This is a genomic window from Seonamhaeicola sp. ABD4_340, from assembly GCF_056312135.1.
In genome coordinates this window covers 3,461,555-3,485,174 of sequence record NZ_CM149981.1, presented here as the reverse complement: position 1 = coordinate 3,485,174, position 23,620 = coordinate 3,461,555, and the positions used below count along the sequence as shown (strand labels likewise).

21 protein-coding genes and 1 tRNA gene are annotated in these 23,620 nt (G+C 31.8%); 10 read left to right on the top strand and 12 right to left on the bottom strand.

Features of this window, described 5'->3' with window-relative positions; all coding sequences use genetic code 11:
• Positions 1-54: 54 nt before the first annotated feature.
• A tRNA-His gene (locus ACYX4H_RS15135) sits at positions 55-130 on the top strand.
• 150 nt (positions 131-280) lie between these two features.
• Here ACYX4H_RS15135 and ACYX4H_RS15130 read toward each other — a convergent pair.
• From ACYX4H_RS15130 to ACYX4H_RS15120, 3 genes are all read right to left on the bottom strand, one after another.
• Positions 281-1,312, bottom strand: coding sequence for a M28 family metallopeptidase (locus tag ACYX4H_RS15130; protein ID WP_476237097.1), 1,032 nt, complete (start codon positions 1,310-1,312; stop codon positions 281-283).
• A gap of 81 nt (positions 1,313-1,393) precedes the next feature.
• Positions 1,394-1,747 carry an FUSC family protein gene (locus tag ACYX4H_RS15125; protein ID WP_476237096.1) on the bottom strand — a complete coding sequence of 118 codons (354 nt, stop codon included), beginning with the start codon at positions 1,745-1,747 and terminating at the stop codon, positions 1,394-1,396.
• Positions 1,748-1,754: 7 nt separating this feature from the next.
• On the bottom strand, positions 1,755-2,525 hold the full coding sequence (locus ACYX4H_RS15120) for a DUF3108 domain-containing protein (protein WP_475296645.1): 771 nt from the start codon (positions 2,523-2,525) through the stop codon (positions 1,755-1,757).
• Between the two features lie 180 nt (positions 2,526-2,705).
• Between ACYX4H_RS15120 and ACYX4H_RS15115 the strand changes: the two genes are divergently transcribed.
• The 6 genes from ACYX4H_RS15115 (at position 2,706) to ACYX4H_RS15090 (ending at position 11,808) form a co-directional block, all read left to right on the top strand.
• Positions 2,706-3,548 carry a universal stress protein gene (locus ACYX4H_RS15115; RefSeq protein WP_476237095.1) on the top strand — a complete coding sequence of 281 codons (843 nt, stop codon included), beginning with the start codon at positions 2,706-2,708 and terminating at the stop codon, positions 3,546-3,548.
• 67 nt (positions 3,549-3,615) lie between these two features.
• Positions 3,616-3,954, top strand: coding sequence for a DUF4870 domain-containing protein (locus ACYX4H_RS15110; protein ID WP_475296643.1), 339 nt, complete (start codon positions 3,616-3,618; stop codon positions 3,952-3,954).
• 215 nt (positions 3,955-4,169) lie between these two features.
• The gene (locus ACYX4H_RS15105) at positions 4,170-6,995 is read left to right on the top strand and encodes a sensor histidine kinase (RefSeq protein ID WP_476237094.1); all 2,826 of its coding nucleotides are present in this window, start codon (positions 4,170-4,172) and stop codon (positions 6,993-6,995) included.
• Between the two features lie 3 nt (positions 6,996-6,998).
• Positions 6,999-7,751, top strand: coding sequence for a LytR/AlgR family response regulator transcription factor (locus ACYX4H_RS15100; protein WP_476237093.1), 753 nt, complete (start codon positions 6,999-7,001; stop codon positions 7,749-7,751).
• 113 nt (positions 7,752-7,864) lie between these two features.
• Entirely contained in the window at positions 7,865-9,082 is a 1,218-nt protein-coding gene (locus tag ACYX4H_RS15095; protein WP_476237092.1) for a hypothetical protein, read from the top strand.
• A gap of 188 nt (positions 9,083-9,270) precedes the next feature.
• Positions 9,271-11,808 (top strand): T9SS type A sorting domain-containing protein, encoded by a 2,538-nt coding sequence (locus tag ACYX4H_RS15090; RefSeq protein ID WP_476237091.1) that lies wholly within the window; start codon positions 9,271-9,273, stop codon positions 11,806-11,808.
• Positions 11,809-11,880: 72 nt separating this feature from the next.
• Here ACYX4H_RS15090 and dnaN read toward each other — a convergent pair whose 3' ends face one another.
• The 4 genes from dnaN to ACYX4H_RS15070 form a co-directional block, all read right to left on the bottom strand.
• Complete coding sequence (dnaN, locus tag ACYX4H_RS15085) at positions 11,881-12,999, bottom strand: DNA polymerase III subunit beta (RefSeq protein ID WP_476237090.1); 1,119 nt, start codon at positions 12,997-12,999, stop codon at positions 11,881-11,883.
• A gap of 133 nt (positions 13,000-13,132) precedes the next feature.
• A complete protein-coding gene (gldG, locus tag ACYX4H_RS15080) occupies positions 13,133-15,517 on the bottom strand; it encodes a gliding motility-associated ABC transporter substrate-binding protein GldG (RefSeq protein ID WP_476237089.1) in 2,385 nt (794 codons plus the stop codon).
• 99 nt (positions 15,518-15,616) lie between these two features.
• Positions 15,617-15,913 (bottom strand): putative quinol monooxygenase, encoded by a 297-nt coding sequence (locus tag ACYX4H_RS15075; protein ID WP_476237088.1) that lies wholly within the window; start codon positions 15,911-15,913, stop codon positions 15,617-15,619.
• Between the two features lie 3 nt (positions 15,914-15,916).
• Entirely contained in the window at positions 15,917-16,753 is an 837-nt protein-coding gene (locus tag ACYX4H_RS15070; protein WP_475296635.1) for an SAM hydrolase/SAM-dependent halogenase family protein, read from the bottom strand.
• Positions 16,754-17,009: 256 nt separating this feature from the next.
• On the opposite strand from ACYX4H_RS15070, the gene ACYX4H_RS15065 reads away from it, so the two are divergent.
• On the top strand, positions 17,010-17,963 hold the full coding sequence (locus ACYX4H_RS15065; RefSeq protein WP_475296634.1) for a PhoH family protein: 954 nt from the start codon (positions 17,010-17,012) through the stop codon (positions 17,961-17,963).
• Positions 17,964-18,249: 286 nt separating this feature from the next.
• Positions 18,250-19,197 carry a phosphoribosylaminoimidazolesuccinocarboxamide synthase gene (locus tag ACYX4H_RS15060; RefSeq protein ID WP_476237085.1) on the top strand — a complete coding sequence of 316 codons (948 nt, stop codon included), beginning with the start codon at positions 18,250-18,252 and terminating at the stop codon, positions 19,195-19,197.
• Between the two features lie 87 nt (positions 19,198-19,284).
• On the opposite strand, the gene ACYX4H_RS15055 is transcribed toward ACYX4H_RS15060, so the two are convergent.
• From ACYX4H_RS15055 to ACYX4H_RS15040, 4 genes are all read right to left on the bottom strand, one after another.
• The gene (locus ACYX4H_RS15055) at positions 19,285-19,710 is read right to left on the bottom strand and encodes a GNAT family N-acetyltransferase (protein ID WP_476237084.1); all 426 of its coding nucleotides are present in this window, start codon (positions 19,708-19,710) and stop codon (positions 19,285-19,287) included.
• Between the two features lie 147 nt (positions 19,711-19,857).
• On the bottom strand, positions 19,858-20,214 hold the full coding sequence (locus ACYX4H_RS15050) for a helix-turn-helix domain-containing protein (RefSeq protein WP_476237083.1): 357 nt from the start codon (positions 20,212-20,214) through the stop codon (positions 19,858-19,860).
• A gap of 2 nt (positions 20,215-20,216) precedes the next feature.
• Complete coding sequence (locus ACYX4H_RS15045) at positions 20,217-20,510, bottom strand: type II toxin-antitoxin system HigB family toxin (protein ID WP_476237082.1); 294 nt, start codon at positions 20,508-20,510, stop codon at positions 20,217-20,219.
• Positions 20,511-20,668: 158 nt separating this feature from the next.
• The gene (locus tag ACYX4H_RS15040) at positions 20,669-21,286 is read right to left on the bottom strand and encodes a HEPN domain-containing protein (protein ID WP_476237081.1); all 618 of its coding nucleotides are present in this window, start codon (positions 21,284-21,286) and stop codon (positions 20,669-20,671) included.
• A 227-nt stretch (positions 21,287-21,513) separates the two neighbouring features.
• On the opposite strand from ACYX4H_RS15040, the gene ppgK reads away from it, so the two are divergent.
• Positions 21,514-22,263, top strand: coding sequence for a polyphosphate--glucose phosphotransferase (gene ppgK, locus ACYX4H_RS15035; RefSeq protein ID WP_476237080.1), 750 nt, complete (start codon positions 21,514-21,516; stop codon positions 22,261-22,263).
• Between the two features lie 128 nt (positions 22,264-22,391).
• Here the strand turns inward: ppgK and ACYX4H_RS15030 are convergent, their stop codons facing one another.
• A complete protein-coding gene (locus tag ACYX4H_RS15030) occupies positions 22,392-23,525 on the bottom strand; it encodes a LamG domain-containing protein (protein ID WP_476237079.1) in 1,134 nt (377 codons plus the stop codon).
• Between the last annotated feature and the right edge of the window lie 95 nt (positions 23,526-23,620).

The following is a 23,620-nucleotide window of genomic DNA, read 5'->3' as shown; positions in this document are numbered from 1 at the left end:
TAAAAGTGAAATGAATTACATTTGCACTCGCATTACAAAAATGCTTTTCAACACGGTGGTTGTAGCTCAGTTGGTTAGAGCGCCTGATTGTGGTTCAGGAGGTCGTCGGTTCGAGACCGATCTTCCACCCAAAACAAAAGCCTCTCCTTTTTTGGAGGGGCTTCTTTTGTTTATAGCCGCAATAACATGCGTTTATTTATTATTCAATTTTTATTTTAAACAATAAAAAAACCTTTCAAAATAGAAAGGTTTTATTTGTGATATTTTTTTGAAAGAAATTTTAACTGCTTTTCTCTGTTTTATCTAGCTTAACACGTTCTTCTCTGTTGGCTAACTCCCAGGCTGTATGAAAAATTAATTGAGCTCTTGTTGCTAAAAGGTCATATTCAATTTTGTCAGGTGTATCAGTAGGTCTGTGATAATCGGCATGAGTACCATTAAAATAAAATATTACAGGAACATTGTGTTTTGCAAAGTTGTAATGATCTGATCTGTAATAAAACCTATTAGGATCATTATCGTCATTGTACGTGTAATCAAATTCCATGTTAAAGTATTTTTTATTTACTTCTTCAGAAATGTTATGGAGCTCTTTACTTAGTTTATCTGCACCTATTAAATATAAATAATTTGGATTTTTTTCATGCTTTGGGTCTATGCGGCCAACCATATCAATATTCAAATTGGCAATGGTGTTTTCTAAAGGAAAAATTGGAGCAAAATCTGTATAATATCTAGAGCCAAACAAACCAATTTCTTCGGCAGTTACGTGTAAAAACAAAATAGAACGTTTAGGCGCATGTCCATTTTTTTCAGCTGTTTTAAAAGCTTCAGCAATTTCTAATAAAGCTACTGTACCAGAGCCATCATCATCTGCACCGTTATTAATTTCACCATTTTTAGAAATTCCAATATGATCTAAATGTGCAGAAATTACCAAAACTTCATCAGGCTTTTCAGCACCTTTTATGTAGGCTACAACATTTTCTGATGGTTTCATGTTACTTCTAAAAAAAGTAGCGGTTATTTTTTGAAAATATTCCCCTTCACCAATTGGAGATTCTATGTTATTAGCTATGTAATGGTTTTTTATAAATTCAATAGCTTTTTTTTGTCCTGGTTCGCCTGTTTTTCTGCCTTCAAATTCATCGGAGGCAAAGGTGTAAAGCATGTTTTTTAATTCTTCAGAAGTAATAGTTTTTGCATACTCAGCAGGATTAGCCGCCTCAACCTCAATATTTTTTTTGTTTTTTGATGAACTACAAGCTGTAATTACAGTTGCAGTATACATAAGTACTAATAATTTTTGCATATCTTTTTGTAAAATAATTGCAAAAGTAAAGCATTTATTATTAAAGTGTTATAAATATTAAGTAATTGGTTAAAAATGACGTTATAATTCTATGTCTTCTAATTCAGCTTCGTCAATTTCTAATTCTTCTAACTCTTGAATAGCATCTTCTTCAGATTTAGTTTCAGTAGCTTCTAGTTCTTCAGTATTTGCTACTTCGGTTTTAGTAAAAACAGCTTTGTAGGTTGTTAGCGCTAAAGCTATAATGGTTAAAAAGAATGTAAACTGAATTATTTTTTTTACTTCACCTGTTTTTTTTGAAAGATAAAATGCTAATAAACCAAATATTAAGGCACAAACTGAGGGAATTATTGCTAGCTTTGATACAGGTAAAACAGCAAGAATAATTGCTAAAATAGATGCAATTACGGCTAAAATTGTAAAGAGTTTTTTCATAATTATTTTAGTGTTTTAAGCCTGAAGCCGATTTAATTTTAAGCTCGCCATTACCAACAGGTATTTTAAACTTACCATAAACCATAATTTTGTTTTCATCGGCAGTTAACCATAATTGGTTATTATTGCTACCTTGTAATACGTTAGATTGACTACCTATTGAAATTTTATGACACGTTTTTGTGCCAATATTTGTAGCTATAGTTTCTTTACCTAAATAGGTTATATACGCCTTGGTTTCTTTTCTATCAAAAACAATAGTGATGGTTTTTTTTTGCCCTTTAGTCATGGCATCAAAATTTAATAATCTGAGGCTGTAAATAGCCGATACAATATCTTTTGAGCCCGCGTTTATTTTAAAGGTTTTATTTTCAACTTTGTTATTTTTTTTGGTTTGAACAGATTTTACAGTGCCTGTTTTATGGCTATACGTATACTTCATGGCCTTAAAATAGTCGCCTTCATTTATATTACGTTTATATAAATAGGGTGTAAGTGTTTTAGGGCTTACGTAGCTTTCATATAAATCTCTAATTTTAAAAAAATTATCCCATTTGCTATAAGTGGCGGCAGTACATTTTAGGCGTAATAAAACGGCTTTAGATGTTTGTACGTTGCTGGTTTCTAAAGTTACCTGGGCAATGTCATTAAGTAAACCAGACATGTTGTAAGAGGCTGTGTAAACCAGTTTTTCTCCGGCAGCAACAGCATTGTTTTGCGCTTTTAAACTAGAGTTTATAAATAAAAGCGAAATAGATAGAAGCAAAAAACGCATCATAAAAATTAGTTTATGGTTATAACGTATTGATAAACATTTATTGTGCCGAAAATACAATGCTTTACATTATTATACTAATTTTTATTGTTAGGTGTTTGTAACTATTTGTTTGACTGATAATTGTCATAGTTAATATGCGTTTTTAAAGCTAAGTTTACGTGTATTTAAAACTTTAGAGTCATGAAATCTATACTTTTACCCACAGATTTTTCAAAAAATTCTATCAACGCTATTAATTATGCTACCGAGCTATTTAAAAATGAGGTGTGTAATTTTTATGTTTTAAATGTACAAAAAGCTTCATCGTTTATTTCTGATGATATGATGGTAGTATCAACAACCACAACCGTATATTCAACCATTATAAAGGCTGCTAAAAAATCTATTTCAAATATTATAACGAATATAATTTCAACTAAACAGAATGAAAAACATACGTTTCATGCTATAGTTGATTATGATAATTTTATAGATTCTATTAAGCAAATTATAGATAAACATAACATAGATTTAATTGTAATGGGTACTAAAGGCGCTAGTGGTTTACAACGTTTTTTATTTGGTAGTAATACCGTTAGAGTAATGAAACAATGTACAACACCATTATTAGTGGTACCAAAAGATTGTAAGTTTAAAGTTCCTAAAAAAATTAGCTTTTTAACAAACCATATTACACTGTATAACCAAGAAACCTTAGCAGTTTTAAACACTATAATTTATAATCATCAGGCAAGTTTAACGGTGTTACATTTTACGGCCAATAAAAATTCTAAAGAATACAGGCACAACCAAACATTTTTTAATTTATATTTTGATGCTGCTACACATAAAGTACTAAGTGATTACGAAACATGCCTTTTAAAAGCTATAAAAAACAATAAGAATTACGATGGATTTGATTTATTAACAATAATTAAAAAAAATCATTCGTTTTTAGAGTATTTGCTCAATAATTTTACTGAAGAAGAAATAGCATATTCCTGCAAATTTCCGTTGTTAATTTTAACAAAAGAGGATGTTTAAAATAGCAAGAATGTAACATTTTTTAATTTTAAGCGTCGTATTAGTATCAATCAAAAAACAAGATATTATGCGACAAGATAATCAACTTATTGTAATTACCCACTTAAGCCAATTGGTACTTTTTGTAACAGGTTTTGGCAGTTTAATTGTTCCTTTAATTTTATGGGCAACCCAAAAAGAACGCGTTTACCAAATGGATAATCACGGAAAAAGCATTATTAATTTCCAATTGAGTTTAATAGTGTATTTTATTGTTTGTATTCCTTTAATTTTACTATTTGGTTTAGGTCTTTTAGGATTTTTAATTTTAGGTATATTTTCATTTATTTTCCCTATTATTAATGCCATAAAAGCAAGTAATGGCGAAATTCCAAAATATCCTTTATCTCTTAATTTTATTAGTTAGTTTATTTATTATGAGATAAATAATTAAAACGTCTGCATTTTTTGTAGGCGTTTTTTTATTCAGAAAAAAATAAAGGAGTTACAGAAAATTATAACATGTTTTGTGTACATAAATAGTAAGTTTGCCTATTGGTAACTATGTGGCGTTATTTTATATACATATTATTTTTTTGTTTTGGCTTTTTATTGAAGGCTCAAAACCCTGTTTCAGTAAACATGTCTGCAGTGTCACCATTGCCTGATGTAGAGTTTTATGATATTATTGAAGACCACCAGCAATATATTTGGTTGGCTGCCGATAAAGGACTTTTTAGGTATAATGGTACTATTTATGAACGTTTTAGTCATCCGGAGCAAAAATCAAATTCTTTATTTCAATTACTTTTAGATAAAAAAAACCGATTGTGGTGTATTAATATTTACGGACAAATATTTTATGTTGAAAACGATAAATTAAAACTGTTTTATGATGCTAGTGAATTGGTAAATGGACAATTAGCACCTTATGAAGTTTCAGAAAAATATGTAAGATTATTTACAGTAACTGGAATTTATGATATAAATATTGAAACCAAATTAGTTACAAAGCTGTTTGATGGTATGTGTATAAGTAATTCTAATATTAACAAGACTAATTATACGTTTGCCATAAGTTTTGAAAACGGTTTAGAACGTCACCGTATTTACAAGTATAATAAAAATAATTCAACCAAAATATTTGAAATAACTAGCTTAAAACGCATTCAATCACCAAAATTATTTTCGTTTAGCAATGTTGTATTCTTTACACACAAGAGCTCAAACGGTAATGTTTTGTATACAATTAATCCAAAAAACAATATTGTTACAAAGCTTAAAACACCAAAACAAATATATAATGAAACTATTTACGGACTTTTAAACATTGAAAACAACTATTGGTTTTTAACCAGTTCTGGCGTGTTTGTTTATGATTTTGAAAATGAAATTTTCACGTTTAAAGAACAACTTTTTAAAACAGAATCAATTACAGATGTTCAAGTAGATTTTAATAAAAACTACTGGTTTACAACCATAGATAATGGTGTGTTTGTGGCGCCAAACTTAAATATTCGTCGTGTTGAATTATCAAATTTAGACTCTAAAATCACAGCTTCTGTTGCGTTACAAAGCAATCAATTTGTTTTAGGAACCAATGACGGTAAATTACTGTTTTACAATCACAATCAGCTAATAAAAACACTGCGATTACCAGGTAAAAAAATCATCGGGAAACTTTTTTTTGATGCGCAAAGCGAAAAACTAATAGTAAGTATTAATGCTTCAGAATCGTTTGTAGTTAATTTAAAAAATGATAAAATTTTAGATGTAAATAACCGATTTTCAGTTGCCAAAACCTTTTCTAAAATAGATGATAACACCTTGTTTTATGGTAATTATCGTCAAGGTATTGTGTATAAAAATCCGTTTAATCATCCTGAACAACAAATTCTTAAAGAAAGTCGTGTAAAAGCTTCGGTAGTTTCTAATAATCAGTTGTTTGTATCGTATATCGACGGACTTTATAAATACAATAATCAAACATTTAATGCAGAAGAAATTACATTCAATTCTAAAAGTTTATTGGTTAATACACTAACTAAAACTAACGGGACAGTTTGGGTTGCAACCCAACACAACGGATTATTAAAATACGAAAATAATACGCTAAATCCATCAGGAATTAAGCTTCCTGAAAACCTTCAAATTAATGCCATTAATGCCGATGGTTTAGTGCTTTGGATTTCAACTGATGCTGGATTGTTTCAATATCATACAAAAACGCATCAGCTTAAATCGTTAAGTGCGCAAGATGGTTTAAATACAGCGGTTAATGATTTTTTAATACTTCAAAATCAAATTATTGTAAGCTTGCCTAAAGCATTTTATGCATTGCCAAAATCGGACGCATTGTTCAAAGCCTTTAAAACAGCCAAGGTTAGGGTAGAAGCTGTAAAAATTAACGATCGTGATACCTTGGTTAATACTAATTACAAATTACCGCACCATTTAAATAAAATTGATATTTCGTTCAACTCAAACGGATTTCAGTCTAACCAACACGTAAGCTACCAATACCGCGTTAAACAAATAGATAAAAGTTGGCAAAATATACCGCTAAACACACATTTTGTTACGTTTAATAGTTTGTCTAGTGGCACCTATACTTTTGAATTAAAAGCCCAAAATTTAAGTGCAAAACAAGCTGTTTTTGCTACACCAATAACCTTTGTAATTGCTAAACCATTCTGGGAAACCTATTGGTTTTATGGTTTAGTTGTAGCAGCAATAATTGGTTTAGTTTGGTTGTATTTTAGATGGCGTTTACAACAAAAAGAAGCACAACGTATTGCCGAAGTCGATAAAATTTTAATCGATAAAAAAATAACCAATTTAAGGTTGGAAAATCTGCGTTCGCAAATGAATCCACATTTCATTTTCAATGCGTTAAATTCCATTCAAGATTATATTATTTCCAATGAAAAGGAATTGGCAAGTTCGTATTTAGTGAAGTTTAGCCGATTAATAAGAATGTATTTAGATTACAGTCAGCAAAACGAAATTACTTTAGAAGAAGAGCTAAATGCTTTAAAACTGTATTTAGAATTAGAAAAAGTACGTTTTGAAGATGAATTAGAATATACAATTTCGGTTGATAATCAATTGAAAACAAAACAGATAAAAGTACCGTCGTTATTCATTCAACCTTATGTTGAAAATGCTTTAAAACACGGATTATTACATAAATTAAACGACCGAAAATTACATATTGAAGCGAAAATTATTCAGCAAAATAAATTAGAAATTACCGTTGAAGATAACGGGATTGGTCGCACACAATCCGAGAAATTAAAAAGACCAAACCAACAACACAAACCGTTTGCAACAAAAGCTAACGAAGAACGTGTGCATCTTTATAAAAACAAATTAAAACGTGATATAGCCATATCGACCAACGATTTGTATGACGAAAACGACGTAGCTGCAGGTACAAAAGTGGTCATCACGATGCCAATACATTAAGATATGAAAGCGATAATTATAGACGACGAAAAACGCGCCAGACATTTACTATCCAACTTGCTAACCGAACATTGCGCAAGTATTACTAGCATTGAAGAAGCGCAAGATTTAGCATCCGGTGTCGATTTGATTAAAACTAGTAAACCTGATGTTGTTTTTTTAGATATTGAAATGCCAAATCAGTCTGGATTAGATATTTTAGAATACTTTCCAAACCAGATAGATTTTAAAATCATTTTCGTTACAGCGTACAATCAATACGCAATTGAAGCTTTCAAATTATCGGCTGTAGATTATTTGTTAAAACCAGTAGATACAACCGAGTTAAAAGAAGCAGTTGCAAAAGCTGAAGAAGCCATAAAAGCCAACAATTTAAACGACCAATTAAACAAGTTACGCGACTCGTTAAAGCAGCTTTCAATGGATAAAATTGCTTTAGAAATACCAAAAGGAATTATGTTCGCGTCGCACAATGATATCGTCTATTTTGAAGCCGATGGTATGTACACAAACGTGCAACTTATGGATGGTAAACAAAAAACCATTTGCAAACCCTTAAAACATTTTGTTGAGCAATTAGAACGTAACGCTATGTTTTTTAAATGTCATCGTTCGTATTTAATCAACTTAAAATACGTTGATGAATTGGTAAAAGATGATGGCGATTACTTACTAATGAATAATCAAAAACGCATCCCAATTTCAAAATCTAAACGCGATCAGTTTCTTGAAGTGATTAAGGAAACCTTTATGTGATTTAGTTGAAATTTTTGAAATTCCTTCAGAAAAAAAATCATCATTTTCAGAAAAAACCAAATTAAGAATAGTGCTTAAGTGCTTTATTTTGAAGTCCACTAAACACAATTCTTATGAAAAAAATAGTTCTATTATTCGTTTTGGCATTATGCTATAACGTCTCGCATGCGCAATTTGGTAAAATGCTTAAAAAGAAAGCCAAAGCAGCAGTAGAGAAGAAGTTAGATAAAAAAGAAAGTAGCAATTCATCTTCAAAATCTGAAAACGCTTCAGGAATGGTTGGCAGTTCTTCAACTGAAAATTCATCAAAAACAGAATATACCGACGAAGAATTTAAAGCAGAATTAGCCAAAAAATATCCAAACGACCAGGCAAAGCAAGATTTATACTATCAAAAATATCTTGAGAAAAAGCAACAAGAAGCCGAAGCTAATAAGCCTAAATCTGCAAATACAGTAAGTGATGAGTTTTTATACATGTCATATCCTTTTGCAATGACAAAAGGTATGAGCGCAGTTGGTGTAGATCGTGTAAAGTTAAGACGTCAAATGACAGACATGGGCGATAACGTCGATTTATTGCCAGCACAAGATCCAGATTATGCATGGTTACGCTTTTTAACAACACCAGAACTAGTAGCCATGTCACCAGAAGGTTATATTGGTTACGAGTTGGTTTCGGGAATGTTTACAACCAAAGTTGGTGCAGACCGATCGCAAACTTTAGAGCTTGGTACAGGTATGCCAATTTTAGTAAGAGGTATGCTAATTGCAGATGATGTGTTCGTCATTTATGCCGCATCGCACCAAGGCGGACACGCATTTAACGTACCATCGTACATGCACGAAAAAGATATTACTATTTTAAACGTGATTGGTAAAGGCGAGCAACAATTTCATGTAGAGTGGTTAGAAAAAGCAAAACCAATTGTAAAAGAATTTGAAGCAACATTAAAAGCCAATTATGATGCTGCTGCAAAATCAACCATGGATGCTATAAAAATGCCAAAAGCAGGTAGCATGAATAGTAATGCTTCATTAGTGAGTTTTGCTAAAGAAAATGTGTCTAAAACTATTGCCAAAGATGGTGCAAAACTTCTAAAGTTGAACATAGAATCTAACGATTGGAGTATTGTAAAAAACAAATACACAGGTCGTATTTTATACCGTTGGATTAAAGGTGCTTTCACAGAAAAAAATAAAAATAACGACTGCTATTTACAAGGTTTTTTAATCAAACAGCAATACAATGGTAGTGGTTATGGCAGTTCACAATTTGGTGGTGTTATACATGGACAAATGCCTTACGGACAAAAAATGAATTGCGAATAATTAAAAACGCGCTATTAACCTAAAGTTTTTAAAGTCTGCTTATTTAAGCAGGCTTTTTTTTATAATATTTAGTGTAAGAATAATCTTCATAAATCATTCAGAAAGAAATTAGACCTATTCAGAAAAAAGCAAATTGAAAACCTTTAAAAGTGCAGTTATTTTGTTGTTGAATATTAATCTCAACTACAATGAAAAAAACATTACTCTTATTTTCTTTTTTAATAGCAACTGCTTGGTGTAGCATACAAGCACAAAATGTTAACATTCCCGATGCTAATTTTAAAGCGTATCTTGTTGGAGATCCAGCTATTAATACTAATAGTGATAGCGAAATTTCGGTTGCGGAAGCGCAAGCATTTTCTGGTGAATTATTAATTAATGGTTTGTCAATTTCAGATTTAACAGGAATAGAAGAATTTATAAACATTACACGATTAGATTGTTATAGTAATAATTTAACGTCTTTAGATGTTAGTAATAATTTGGCATTAACACGTTTACACTGTTCTGATAATCAAATTGAAACCTTGGATATTAGTGCAAATACATCAATTACAGATATACAATGCCATAATAATGGTGTTTTATATGAATTAAACATTGCCAATGGTAATAACAGTAATATTAACTGGATGAAAGCCTATGGTAATAGCTTATCATGCATTCAAATAGATGCTGGTTTTACGCCACCAGCAGATGCCGGAATATACAGCCAAGGTTGGACCAAAGGTAACTCTGCAGTTTATGGCGACGATTGTGTTGCTCTTAATCAAGTAGTAAACATTCCTGATGCCAATTTTAAAAACTTTTTAGTAAGTGATAACAATATCAATTTAAATGGAGATTCTGAAATAACGATGGCAGAAGCGCAAGCGACTACAGAGTTAATTATGGATGGTATAGGTATTGCAGATTTAACAGGTATAGAAGCCTTTATAAATTTAACGCGTTTAGATGTTCCTAATAATAGCTTGACTACTATAGACGTGAGTAATAACGTATCATTAACACGTTTGCATGTTGGTTTCAACAATTTAACTAGTTTAGATATTCGTTTAAATACAAATATTGAAGAATTGTTTTGTCATGAAAATAGTTTATTAGATACCTTATTAATCTCTAACGGAAATAATAGCAATTTCATTTATATGAAAGCTTATAATAATCCAAGTTTAAATTGTATACAGGTAGATGCAGGCTTTTCACCACCAGCAAACACTGGTCTGTATAATGTAGGTTGGACTAAAGATGGTCAAGCAAGTTATAGCGAAAATTGTATTCCTTCAGTGTATTATGTAGATGCAAATGCAACAGGCGCCAACGATGGAAGTTCTTGGACAGATGCTTTTACAAACGTAACGGACGCTTTAGCACTTACCAATTTAAATGATGCTGTTTGGGTAGCAAAAGGAACCTATACATTAGCAGATAAAAACACACTAATAGCCGTTAGTACAAACGAAGTAGATATTATTGGAGGTTTTGCAGGAACCGAAACTACTTTAGCTGATAGAGACTTAACAGCTATTCATACCACAAATGCAACCATTTTTACGGGTGATATTAATGGTGATGATATTGATGGTGATTTCTCATTGAACAAAACAGATAATGCAGAACGATTATTTGAAGTAACAGCTAGTGATGTCACTTTTGATGGGATTATTTTTGAAAATATTTATGACACATCAACTTCTGGTGGTGTTGAAGAAAACGGCGTAATCTTTATTCCTAATAGTTCAAGTATTAATAACTTAAAAATTAAAAATTCGGTATTCAGAAGTAATTATTCTAATGGGTATTTACTAAAAATTAGAAAGTTTAATCAAGGATTACTAATTGAAAACACCAAGTTTATCAATAATACTATTGTTAATATGGGATTGGTTTATGTGCAATCTGATAGTACAAACGGTTATATTTTTACACGTTGGGCAAATGTTTTGCTAGCAGATAACGATATTAATCATTCAGCATTAGAAGTTTATAGAGAAGATTGGAATAACGGAAACACTTTAGATGTTGTAATTAATAATAGTACGTTTGTTAATAATGATTATAATGGTACTTATGGTAATTCTATAACGGCATCAGGTAATGGTAGTGTAAACCTAAATGTTAATAATACTATCTTTTGGCAGAATACTGTTAATGGTACAGCAGCAACTAGAGATATTTCTAACGGATTAGACGAGCATTACGATGTATTTATTAGAAATTCTATTGCAAATGTATCATCAAATGCCGGAACTAACGGGACATTTAGTGCAACAAACGTAACAACTTTAGATCCAGCAACTGATGATTTAAATTTAGACGCAGAATACAAACCTACATCAGCTTCAAACTATATTGTAGATCAAGGAGATAACGCATACTACGATATAGCTTTATTTGGTGACTTAGATTTATCAGGTAACACAAGAGTTTTTAACACCACAATAGATCTAGGAGCTTACGAGTACAATTCTACATTAAGTGTTGATGATATTTCTTTAGATGAAAACTCAGTAAAATTATATCCAAATCCTGTAAGTGATAGATTATTTATTAAATCTACAGAGCAAGTTAAAAACATATCTATTTACAATATTAACGGTCAGCTTGTAAAGCAAGCTATTGAAACTACAAACGGTATTGATGTATCTGTATTACCTTCAGGATTATACATGATTCAAATTAAAACCTCTAAAAATGCTATTAATCAAAAGTTCCTAAGGAACTAGGCTAATTTTTAGCTGAAACAAAAAGCCCACTTAATTAAAGTGGGCTTTTTTATATCAATTAATATACTGTTTTTAACTATTAAGCATCACAGGCATTACTAGCATAGTTACGTGCTCACCTTCATCTAAGCCATCAATAGGCGTTAAAATACCTGCTCTATTTGGCATACTCATTTCTAATTGTACATCATCAGAGTTTAGGTTGTTTAACATTTCGGTTAAAAAACGAGAGTTAAAACCAATTTGCATATCATCGCCTTGATAGTCACAGGTTAAGCGTTCTTCTGCTTTGTTACTGTAGTCTACATCTTCAGCAGAAATATTAAGCTCTGCACCAGCAATTTTTAAACGTATTTGGTGTGTTGTTTTGTTAGAGAAAATACTAACACGCTTTACAGAGTTTAAAAATTGTGTTCTTGCAATAGTTAATTTATTTGGATTTTCTTTCGGAATTACCGCTTCGTAATTAGGGTATTTCCCGTCAATTAAACGACAAATTAAAACAGAGTTTTCAAAAGTAAATTTAGCGTTAGAGTCGTTGTACTCAATAGTAACTTCATCTTCGCTAGCAGCTAAAATACCTTTTAATAAATTTAAAGGTTTTTTGGGCATGATAAACTCAGCAACTTGATTTGCTTTTACATCTTCGCGTGTGTATTTTACTAGTTTATGCGCATCGGTAGCTACAAAGGTTAAACCTTCGGTTGAAAATTGAAAAAATACACCGCTCATTACAGGACGTAAATCGTCATTTCCTGCAGCAAAAATAGTTTTACTTATAGCGGTTGCTAAAATATCGCCAGTTACTACAGTTTTGCTTGGGTCTTCAAGCGCCACCGCTTTTGGAAACTCGTTACCATCAGCATAAGCTAAGGCGTATTTACCGTGGTTAGAGCTAATTTCAACGGTATTATTGTCTTCAATAACAAACGTTAAAGGTTGCTCAGGAAACGTTTTAAGCGTATCAAGTAATAAGCGTGCAGGTATGGCAACACTACCAGTGCTTTCACTTTCTACATCTAAGGTAGAAGCCATGGTGGTTTCTAAATCACTTGCAGAAACGGTAAGTGTATTATTATCTAATTCAAATAAAAAATTATCTAAAATAGGTAAGGTGTTAGAGTTGTTTATAACGCCTCCTAAAACCTGCAGTTGTTTTAATAAATAGGTGCTTGATACTATAAATTTCATTTGTAAATGTTATTTATTTTTTTGTTGAAAGATGCAACTTTTGTTGTTGTGAAAAGTTGATTTATATTAAGCTAATAAGCTACTTACAAATATATTCTATACTTATAAATAACCGAAACAAACTTATTAACATTTAAGATGCGTATTTTTTCTTTCTTATGAAATTAAAAATAATTCCGAATAAAGCTAATAATACTAGTGGTAGCGCTATGTTTAAGAGTTGCCACTTGGTTTTTTCTTGGGCTATTTTTTCTTGATTTAAGAAGGCAACAGCCAATTCTTTTGAACGAATGTTTATAAGTCCGTTCTCATCTAATAAATAATTTACAGCATTTAATAAAAACTCTTTGTTGCCAACCTCTTGGTTGCTAGAGCGGTCAAAACTTAAATCTGTTGGCCCGTTTCTATCAATATTATTTTTAATTACATCACCATCGGCAACAACAATCATTTTAGTTGGCGCACTTTGTTTTTTAGTGTTTTTTAGTTTAATGGGCTTAACTAAATTACTGTAAACCGAAGTAAATTTACCCTCTAAAAGTACCGCTAATGTTTGGTGGCCTTTATTGTAAAGCTCGGTTTGAGGCTCTTGTGTGGCCTCTTCTAAATTAATTTCTCGTGGCACACCTTCAAGCTTTGTTAGGTTAGAACTTCGTAATAAAATAGTTTTTTCAATATTGTTTTTAAGCGTATCAATTTGGTTAGAAAAATCAAATTTTACTAGGTTTAAATTGTTGGTAATTGGGTGGTTTGGGTTACCTGATGCTAATGGCGCATAAGGCCATTTTAATCGCATTAGTCTGGTGTCATTATCATTGCCAGTGGCTAACATAATTGGGGCAGAGTAGAGGTCTGCAATAATACTTGGGTTAATTCTAACACCGTATTTAAAAAAGAAATCGGTCAAGTTTAAATCTCGTGCTACGGCATAGTTTTTAGCGGCATCATTGTATAAACTATCTTTTTCAATGGCTACAGCATCAATAAGCCAAAGGCTTTTACCGCCATTCATGGTAAACTGGTCTAAAACCAATTTTTCTTTTTCAGTAAATGCTTCGGTAGGTTTTGCCGAAATTATCAAATCAAAAGCATTTAAAGCATCAGCAGTTTTTTGCGCATTTGTAGCAACGCTATCTAAAGTAAAAGGCGCTATGTAATAATAATCTTTTAATTTTTTTATGAAGCTGGCAATATTGGCATCGTTTAGTTGTTTATTACCTTTTAAAATGGCAATTTTTTTACGTTTAGGATTAATCAATTTACTAAATCCATCAGCAAAGGCATATTCTAGATGCTGAACAGAGTTTGAAACCAGTTCTTGTTGGGTAGCACCAATTTTGTTTTTAACTAGCGGAATAGCCACCGTTTGCTCATTAAAACTAGCTAAAGCCCAAGGAAAAATAATGGCTTGCGATGCTTTTCCGCTTTCGGTAACACTAAGCTGCATAGGTGTTAAACCTCGTGCATTTAAAAGCTCAATATTTTTATTTTTTGTTGAAGTATCTTCAATAGGATTTATAAAACTGAATACAATATTATCATTAACATTAGCAAACTCTTCAAGCAATTGTTTGGTTTCAGTTTGCAGGCGTCTAAATTCCGATGGAAAATCATCACCTTCTAAAAACACATCAATAACTATGGGCGATTGTACGTTTTTTATAACATTAACCGCCGCTTCGTTAAGCGTGTAGCGTTTATCTTCAGTTAAATCAAAACGTGCGTGTGCTTTTACTAAAATAAAGTTAATAAGCAATAATGCTATAGGTAAAATAATGAGTTTACCCCATGTTTTTTGTGGTAATTTTTCATTTTTAATACCATAAACTGTTAGTGTAATAAATAGCATGGTTATGCTTAAAAAGTATAAAATATCGGCCGTATCAATAACGCCACGGCTCATACTTTTAAAGTGGTAACTCATACCAAGTTGCTCAATAAAATGGCTAGCGGCAAAATCTGCCACACCTTCAAAACCTATATAAAATAAAAAGCATAAAAAAACCGATGCTATAAATGCCACAATTTGGTTTTGCGACAGTGTAGAACCAAAAACGCCAATGGCTGTATAAGCTGCTACTAAAAATAGCAAACCAAAGTAAGAGCCCCAAGTGCTTCCCATATCTAAATTACCAACAGGTTTACCTAATTGGTAAACTGTGTAAACGTATAATAGCGTTGGTAAAAGTGCTATAAGTATTAAAATAAAAGCGCCTAAATATTTGCCTAAAACAATATTTAAATGGCTAATAGGTTTTGTTAAGAGTAGCTCTAAAGTGCCTTGTTTTTTCTCATCAGAAAAGCTGCGCATGGTTACAGCGGGAATTAAAAAAATAAGAATCCATGGTGCTAAAAGGAAAAAAGATGATAAATCGGCAAAGCCATAGTCTAAAACATTAAATTCACCTTTAAAAAGCCATAAAAACAAGCCGTTTAAAACTAAAAAAATAGCAATAACTAAATAGCCAATGGGCGATGCAAAAAATGCGTTTATTTCTTTTTTAAGTATGGCTAACATTTAATAGAGTTTGTTATGTAGTTTAAAAGTTGAAAGTTTCAAAAGTAATAGTTTTAATGTGTTTTTTTTAAGCTATTTATAACTTTAATATGAAACATTTTATTTAAGTGAAGCTAATTTATTAACACTCCAAGCTTCGGGTTTTGTATTAAACAGTATTTTAGTTTTGTTCCAAATATTGGTAAATGTTTCAGAGTTTCGGTAACGCTCTAAAGCCATTTCATCATCCCAATAACTGTAGGTAAAAAATAGGGTTGGGTTGTTTTTATCTTGGTAAAGCTCTAAAAAGTTACAGCCTTCAAAATTTCTAATAGCGGTTTTATCGGTTTCAAAATTAGTTAAAAAAGTATCAATATGTTTTTTGTGAAATCCTAATTTAACAATTCTAACAAGCATAATTTATTCGCTTAAAAATTTAATAGTTACAGTATCCATAACGCTTAAGCCCATTAAAGAGCTTGCGCTACCAACGGTGGCTGTATTGCTTTTATACACGGCAATTTCTAAAAAATCACCAGAATTAAAAACAACCAAGCCTTTACCTTCATCATGACGTTTCTCTTCGGGTGTTTCAAAATTTACAATATCACTGTATTTATTGTAAATGGTTTTAAACTTATAGCTTCTTGCCATAATTTCAAAAGCGCGTCCTTTTTGTATGGTTTCAAAAAAAGTGCGTTTAATATTGGTAATTACATTGCCGTAGTTATCAATATAAATAACGCTACCAATAATTTGAGTTTTATCATCATTAACATAAGGCACAATGTTTTTAATGGGTTTAATTTGGTGTATAGTTTTGCCAATAACCTCTAAAGTGCCGCCGCGTGCAATATGGCAGGCTACTTTAACAAACACATCAAGCACCGGAAAACTTGTTTGTATTTTATCGTGTATATTAATTTCTACAATTTTTTCAGGCACAATTTCGGCACAAATCATACTCATAATTCCATTATTGGCACAAATAAAATAATGGTCGTCTAGTTTTAAGGCAATATGTTGGTTTTCTTGGTTAAGCTCAGAGTCTATGCCAATAATGTGTATGCTGCCTTTTGGGAAACTGCTGTAGGCGTTTTGAATAATATAAGCGGCTTCGGGTATGTTAAACGGCGATACGTTGTGTGAGATATCAACAATAGTAACATCAGGTAATTCACTGTAAATAGCACCTTTAGTTGCGCCAGCAAAGTGATCTTTCTCGCCAAAATCTGTTGTTAAAGTAATAAGGGGCATTGCCAAAATTGTTGATATGTTTTTAACCTACGGTCACTCAATTTTATGTATTTTTGAGTGTATCAAAAGTACATGAATTTTTTCATTCTAGAAATTCTATAAAAACCCAATTGAAAAAATTTATGCACAAAAAAATAGCTTGCTTTAGTAAAACTAATTTTTGTAAATTGTAGTAATTAAAAAATGTATTTAAGCAAACTATAAAAGCTAAAACATAACATATAATTTAAAACTAGAAATAAAATAATATAAGCTTTTGAACGAAATAATTATTGAACTTGAAGAAATAACACCAAAAGAATTTTTTGGTGCGCAAAATGCCAATATTGAACTTTTAAAAAAGTACTTTCCAAAATTAAAAATAGTAGCAAGAGGCAACAAAATAAAAGCCTTTGGTGATGAAGAACTACTAGAAGAGTTTGATCGCCGTATAACCATGCTACTAAAACACTACGCCAAATACAACAAACTAGATGAAAACGCCATAGAGCGCGTTTTAACCAGTGTAAGTAGCGAAGATTATAGCACCTCAAAACAAAGTGGCGAGGTAATAGTACACGGTGTTGGTGGCAAACTAATAAAAGCACAAACCGCCAACCAGCGCAAACTAGTTGAAAGTGTACGTAAAAACGATATGGTATTTGCCATTGGGCCTGCAGGAACCGGTAAAACTTACACCGGTGTAGCATTGGCAGTACAAGCCCTAAAAAACAAAGAAGTTAAACGTATTATTTTAACAAGACCCGCTGTTGAGGCAGGCGAAAATTTAGGGTTTTTACCAGGCGATTTAAAAGAAAAACTAGACCCATACATGCAACCATTGTACGATGCCTTGCGAGATATGATAGCACCCGAAAAACTAGCACATTACATAGAAAACGGTACCATACAAATAGCGCCGTTAGCCTTTATGCGTGGCCGTACTTTAGATAACGCATTTGTAATACTAGACGAAGGCCAAAACACTACACACGCCCAAATGAAAATGTTTTTAACACGTATGGGTAAACACGCCAAATTCCTTTTAACCGGAGATCCGGGGCAAATAGATTTACCAAGGCGCACCATTTCAGGGTTAAAAGAAGCCATGTTAATACTAAAAAACGTAGAAGGCGTAGGCATGATATTTTTAGATGAAAAAGACGTTATCCGTCACAAACTAGTAAAAAAGATAATAGACGCCTACAAAAGCATAGAAAACAGAGGGTAAACACCTATTGCTAGTAAATAATTGTAAGTAAAGTTTAAAGCGAGTTACATACAGAAAACGCCCATAAAAAAATAAAACATGTTTACACAGCATTATATATTTTTTTTTAGAAGCTATTTCCCGCTTTCCACTATATCTTTTTCTCGTACCTCAAAAAAGGATGCCGTTTCAATCGGGGCTAAGCCCAAACCAAAAGAAAGTGTATTTTAGCAAAAGTATTTTTTTAAACAATAACACAATAATATTGAGCGCCAATAGCCAAAACTAAAGGCAAAAACCAATACCCATGAGTAACACAATAACCAATACCAACTTTAACTTTCCGGGGCAAAAAAGCGTATACAAAGGCAAAGTAAGAGAAGTTTATAACATAAATAATAACCAATTGGTAATGATAGCTACCGATAGGCTTTCGGCCTTTGACGTAGTTATGCCAAAAGGCATACCATACAAAGGGCAAATACTAAACCAAATAGCCACAAAAATGATGGAAGCCACCCAAGATATAGTTCCAAATTGGTTAGTTGCCACACCAGATCCTAACGTGGCTGTTGGGCATTTATGCGAGCCTTTTAAAGTAGAAATGGTAATACGTGGTTACATGAGCGGACATGCAGCACGCCAGTATAAAGCAGGTAAACGCATGCTTTGTGGCGTACCAATGCCCCAAGGCATGAAAGAAAACGATGCCTTCCCAGAGCCTATAATAACACCAGCAACAAAAGCTGAAATGGGAGACCATGACGAAGATATTTCTAGAGAAGACATTTTAGCAAAAGGTATAGTGTCTGAAGAAGATTATGTGGTTTTAGAAGATTATACCCGTAAACTATTTAAACGTGGTACCGAAATAGCTGCTGAACGCGGACTCATTTTAGTAGACACCAAATACGAATTTGGTAAAACGAAAGACGGTAAAATTGTACTTATTGATGAAATACATACACCAGACTCATCACGTTATTTTTACGCCAATGGTTACCAAGAACGTCAAGATAAAGGCGAAGCCCAAAAGCAATTAAGTAAAGAGTTTGTGCGCCAATGGTTAATTAGCAATAATTTTCAAGGTTTAGAAGGGCAAACCGTGCCACATATGAGTGATGAATACATAACCTCAGTATCTGAGCGTTACATTGAACTTTATGAAAACATTACTGGTGAAACCTTTGTAAAGGCAGATGTTTCTAATATACAAGAGCGTATTGAAACAAATGTTTTAAAGTATTTAAAGTAAATAATACAGCCTTAAATAAATAAATAAAAGACCTTGTAGTTATACAGCAAGGTCTTTTTGTTTTATTATTTATAATTTGAGTTAACTTTAATGTTTTCTAGTATAAATTTTACTGTTTTTAACTTTAAAACCCAAATTAGAATAAAGGTGTATGGCAGATTTTCTGTGGTCTTCGGTAAAAAGAAGAATTTCAGTTAATGCTTTTTCTTTACCAACTTCAAGCAGTTTGTTCATCAATTTTCTTCCAATGCCTCTGCCTCTGTGAGCTTCATTTACAACAACATCTTCAATCCACCCTTTTTTACCCGAAATTACCTTATAAGTACACATAATAGCTATACCAATTATGTTGTTGTTTTCACTACAATACGCTAATGATATTTGGTTTTCCCCATCTAGTAGTTCATTCAATGTAATTTGCTTTTTATCTCCACCTAACTGTTTAAACAATGCAGAGATTTGATTTTGAATACGTGGGTTTACGTTAGTTTTTTCTAGAATATCAATTTCCATTTGTGTTTTATTTGATTGATACAAAACGTGTTGCTATATGTTTAAGCATCTAATTTAGTAAATACAAACCGAAAATATTCCTGTTAGGATTTTAATAAATAGTCTGTAACAATTAATTACTTATAACTATTGTTGGCAATGGGCTTTTTAATAATCTTGAACTAACACTTCAGTAGGAATGTGAAGTGTTGAATTCAGTTTTCTTATCATTCCTAAAGTCAGTTTTCGTTTTTTGTTTAAAATTTCGCTTACTCTACTTTTAAATCCAACAACTTCGGCTAAATCTTTTTGTTTCATTCCCATTTGCTCCATGCGGAATTTGATTGCCTCAATTGGATCAGGCATTCCAATTGGAAAGTTCTCATTTTCATATCTGTCAATTAATATTGAAAGGATTTCCAACTCATCTCCCTCATCGGTTCCTTTTTTTGCATCAAAAATATCTTCAAGCCTGTCTAGAGCGTTTTGATAGTCTTTTTCGTTTCTAATTGGTGTTATTTTCATAATCAGATATTATTTGCGGCTATTTTGTCATATTCTGCGTGAGTTCCAATGAATTTTATCCAGCATATTTTATATTCAAAGTTAAATTTTACAATCAATCTATAGTTATTACCTTTGATGTTATAAACAATTCGGTTATCTTTTAAAATACTCGCACTTGGATACTCGTTTTTTAATTCATTAATATTGTTCCATTCAGCTTTTTCAGTTTCTCTAAACCAAGACTTTAATTGTTCTTCACAATCAGCATGTTTTTCCCAAAAATCTCGTAAAGTTCGCTTCGCTATTACTCTCACAATACACTTATTTGTCGTAAATATAATAAAAAAGTTACCAAATTGGTAAATAAAATTTTTTAAGCTTGTTTCATAATGGGTTTATGTATAATTTCGTTAGGGTTTAACTACTTAATTAGCAATAAAAACCAAATAGAATATTCAGATTAAGTTTGTCATTATTTATATAGATGATTTCTAACAATTAAAAACAAATTATTTAGTTCTTCATTTTTCTTTACAAGAGTTTTGTTTTTATAGGTTGCCCAATGTTGTTGTTGAGGTACATTTTTAACTAAACTGTCTTCATATAATGAAACATAAATTCCTATTCGAAATTTAACTTCATCAGGAATTGTAATTAATTCTAATAATTCTAAAAAGAAACTATCTATTAAATCTATTTCATTATCACCATATGAATATTTTTTATAAACACCCTCTAATTTATTATCAGGATACCTAAACATTTCATAGGTCTCCCAGAGTTTTGATGCAATTTTTGAATGTTTTTCAAGGTTGTAACCTCCCAATTTTTCAATTTTATTCATAAGAGGGATTAATTTATGGTTATTATATTTTCGAATATTTTCACTTGGGTTTAGGCAAAGTAAAAAAGCCTTTAATACTTTTTCAATAGCTTGACAAGCTAAAACATAGGATTGTTCTAGTAGTGTATTATAAAAACAGCATCTTGCAGCAATATAATCTTCCGAAGCAATACTATAAAGGTTGACTATTTTACTATTTTCCCTACAGTATTTTTGTACATCAAACCTTGATAATTTCAAATCCATTTCGTTAGGTTAATTAAACAGAACTCCAAAATAAAAACCACTCCTAAACCAAAGCATATGGTATTCAGAAATAATAAATATCCAACAGTAATGTTATTCCGTTTTAAAATTACTAAACAGCCAATAAGTATTACGCTTAAAGCAAGAAAAGTTTTAAACAAAATAGTTGTTACCTGTTGCAAATTTACTTTTCTTATTTTTGTAGGCATTTTAAAAATACAAATACAATGAATGTTCTAGGAATAGATATTGGTGGCTCTGGTATGAAAGGCGCTATTGTAAACACCATTACAGGCGAAATGCTTACTGAACGCTACAGAATACCCACACCAAAACATAAAAAACCAGATGAAATGGCAAAGGTTTTTAATGATATTGTTACGCATTTTAATTATAATGGTCCTGTGGGTGTTGGGTTTCCATCTATTATAAAACATGGTGTTTGTATGGCACCCGGTAATTTACATAAAACTTGGGTTGGTACTAATGCTAAAGCCCTTTTTACAAAAGTTTCTGGTTTGCCTGTTACGGTTGTTAATGATGCTGATGCTGCTGGGTATGCAGTGATGAATTACGGTATTGGTAAAGGTAAACAAGGTTTGGTTTTAATTATTACCATTGGTACAGGTTTGGGTAGTGGCGCTTTTTTTAATGGCGAATTGTTACCTAATTTTGAGCTTGGGCAAATACCATACAAAAGGTACAAGAAAATTGAAACATACGCTTCAAACAGAGCTAAAGAACTTAATAATCTTAGCTTTAAAAAATGGGGTAAACGTTTTAATAAGTTTTTAGAACTTGTTGAAACTATTACATGCCCAGATATGATTATTTTAGGTGGCGGTAGTGCTACAGATTTTGATAAATACCATAAACAAATAAAAATACAAACGCCTGTTATACCTGCAGAATTGGGTAATTATGCCGGTATTATTGGTGCTGCTGCTGCGGCTTTACATGAGGCACCAAAAGATTAATTTTTAGTGTTTGTAAATTGAAGCTACAGCATTGAAAATGCCTTAACAAGTAACAATTTATGTTATTACTTGTTAAGGTATTTATTTTGGTTTTATGTTGAAACTAATACTTTTTAATATAAAAGCAATTAGTTTATAGGTTTAAGAACCCTAAACCAATCCACTTTCATGGTGTTTTTTTCAGGGTTATTTAAATCTTCATCACTAGGTGTTCTGCCTGCTTTTACGTGCCAATCTTGAGATTCAATATTAATAATTATGTTTAATGGCTTTGTAAAACCTTTACCACCTTGATATTCAAAAGGATCAATAATACTTACTTGTGATGCGTTGTTGGCTTTTTCTAATTCTTCAAACGCGTAATAATCTAAACTACTAAATAAAGTAATTTTTTGTTTTCCGTATTGCTTATCTAGTTTACCATTGGTCATGGTTGGGTAGCCGTATTCCCATTTACCATTTACTTTGGTGGCTAAAGCTTTGTTGTATAAAACGCGTACCAATTCACCATCAATAAAATACTCAAAATGCACAGGACTTTTCCAGTAAACAGCGGTTTTAACGTATTTTCTACCACCATTATTCCAACAGTAATCTCCCCAAGATGCCACTCCTTTTCTTTTATACCATGCACCGTTATCACGCGGTTGGTAATCTGTAAATGGTTTTCTTATAAATGAGTGATGACTTATATGAATAGATTTTGCAAAATGGGCATTGCCTTGGCCAGCACCACCGTAGCACTCCATAATATCTATTTCTTGGGTAGCATCAGGACTTAATAGCCAAACATCAGAGGCCAGCGTAATATTGGCAACACTACTTTTAGATTCTATAAAAACAGGGTATTTAACTTGTACGGTTGATGTGATGCAACCTGCACTAACGCCGCCATTTGGTTTGTTCATTTTATTAAACTTAAACGCTTTTGGCGCAGCTTCGTCTTTTCCTTTCCAACGCGATGCTTTTAAAATTAAGTCGTTACCATCAACGGCTACATGGTTGTATTTCCAATAGGTGGTTCCAGGGCCATCCCACTTGCTTTGGTAAAAATTATACCATTTGTTATCGCCAAAGTTGGTTTTTTTGTTTTGTGGCTTAAAGGTGTAATTAAAATCATCTGAAACATCTTCTTGAAATTCCCAAGTAGTGCCATCTTGTAAATGTTTTGGTAATGGCATTGTTTCAATATTTTCAGTTTGTGCAAACACATTACCCAAACCAAAAACAAGGCAAATTATACATAGTTTGTAAATAGTCATTTTGTTTAAGTTTTGTTTAAAACAAACTTAAATATTAGGTGTTAAGCATCAAATATTTAGTATTAGACTAAAACTATACAGAGGTTTTAGTTGTA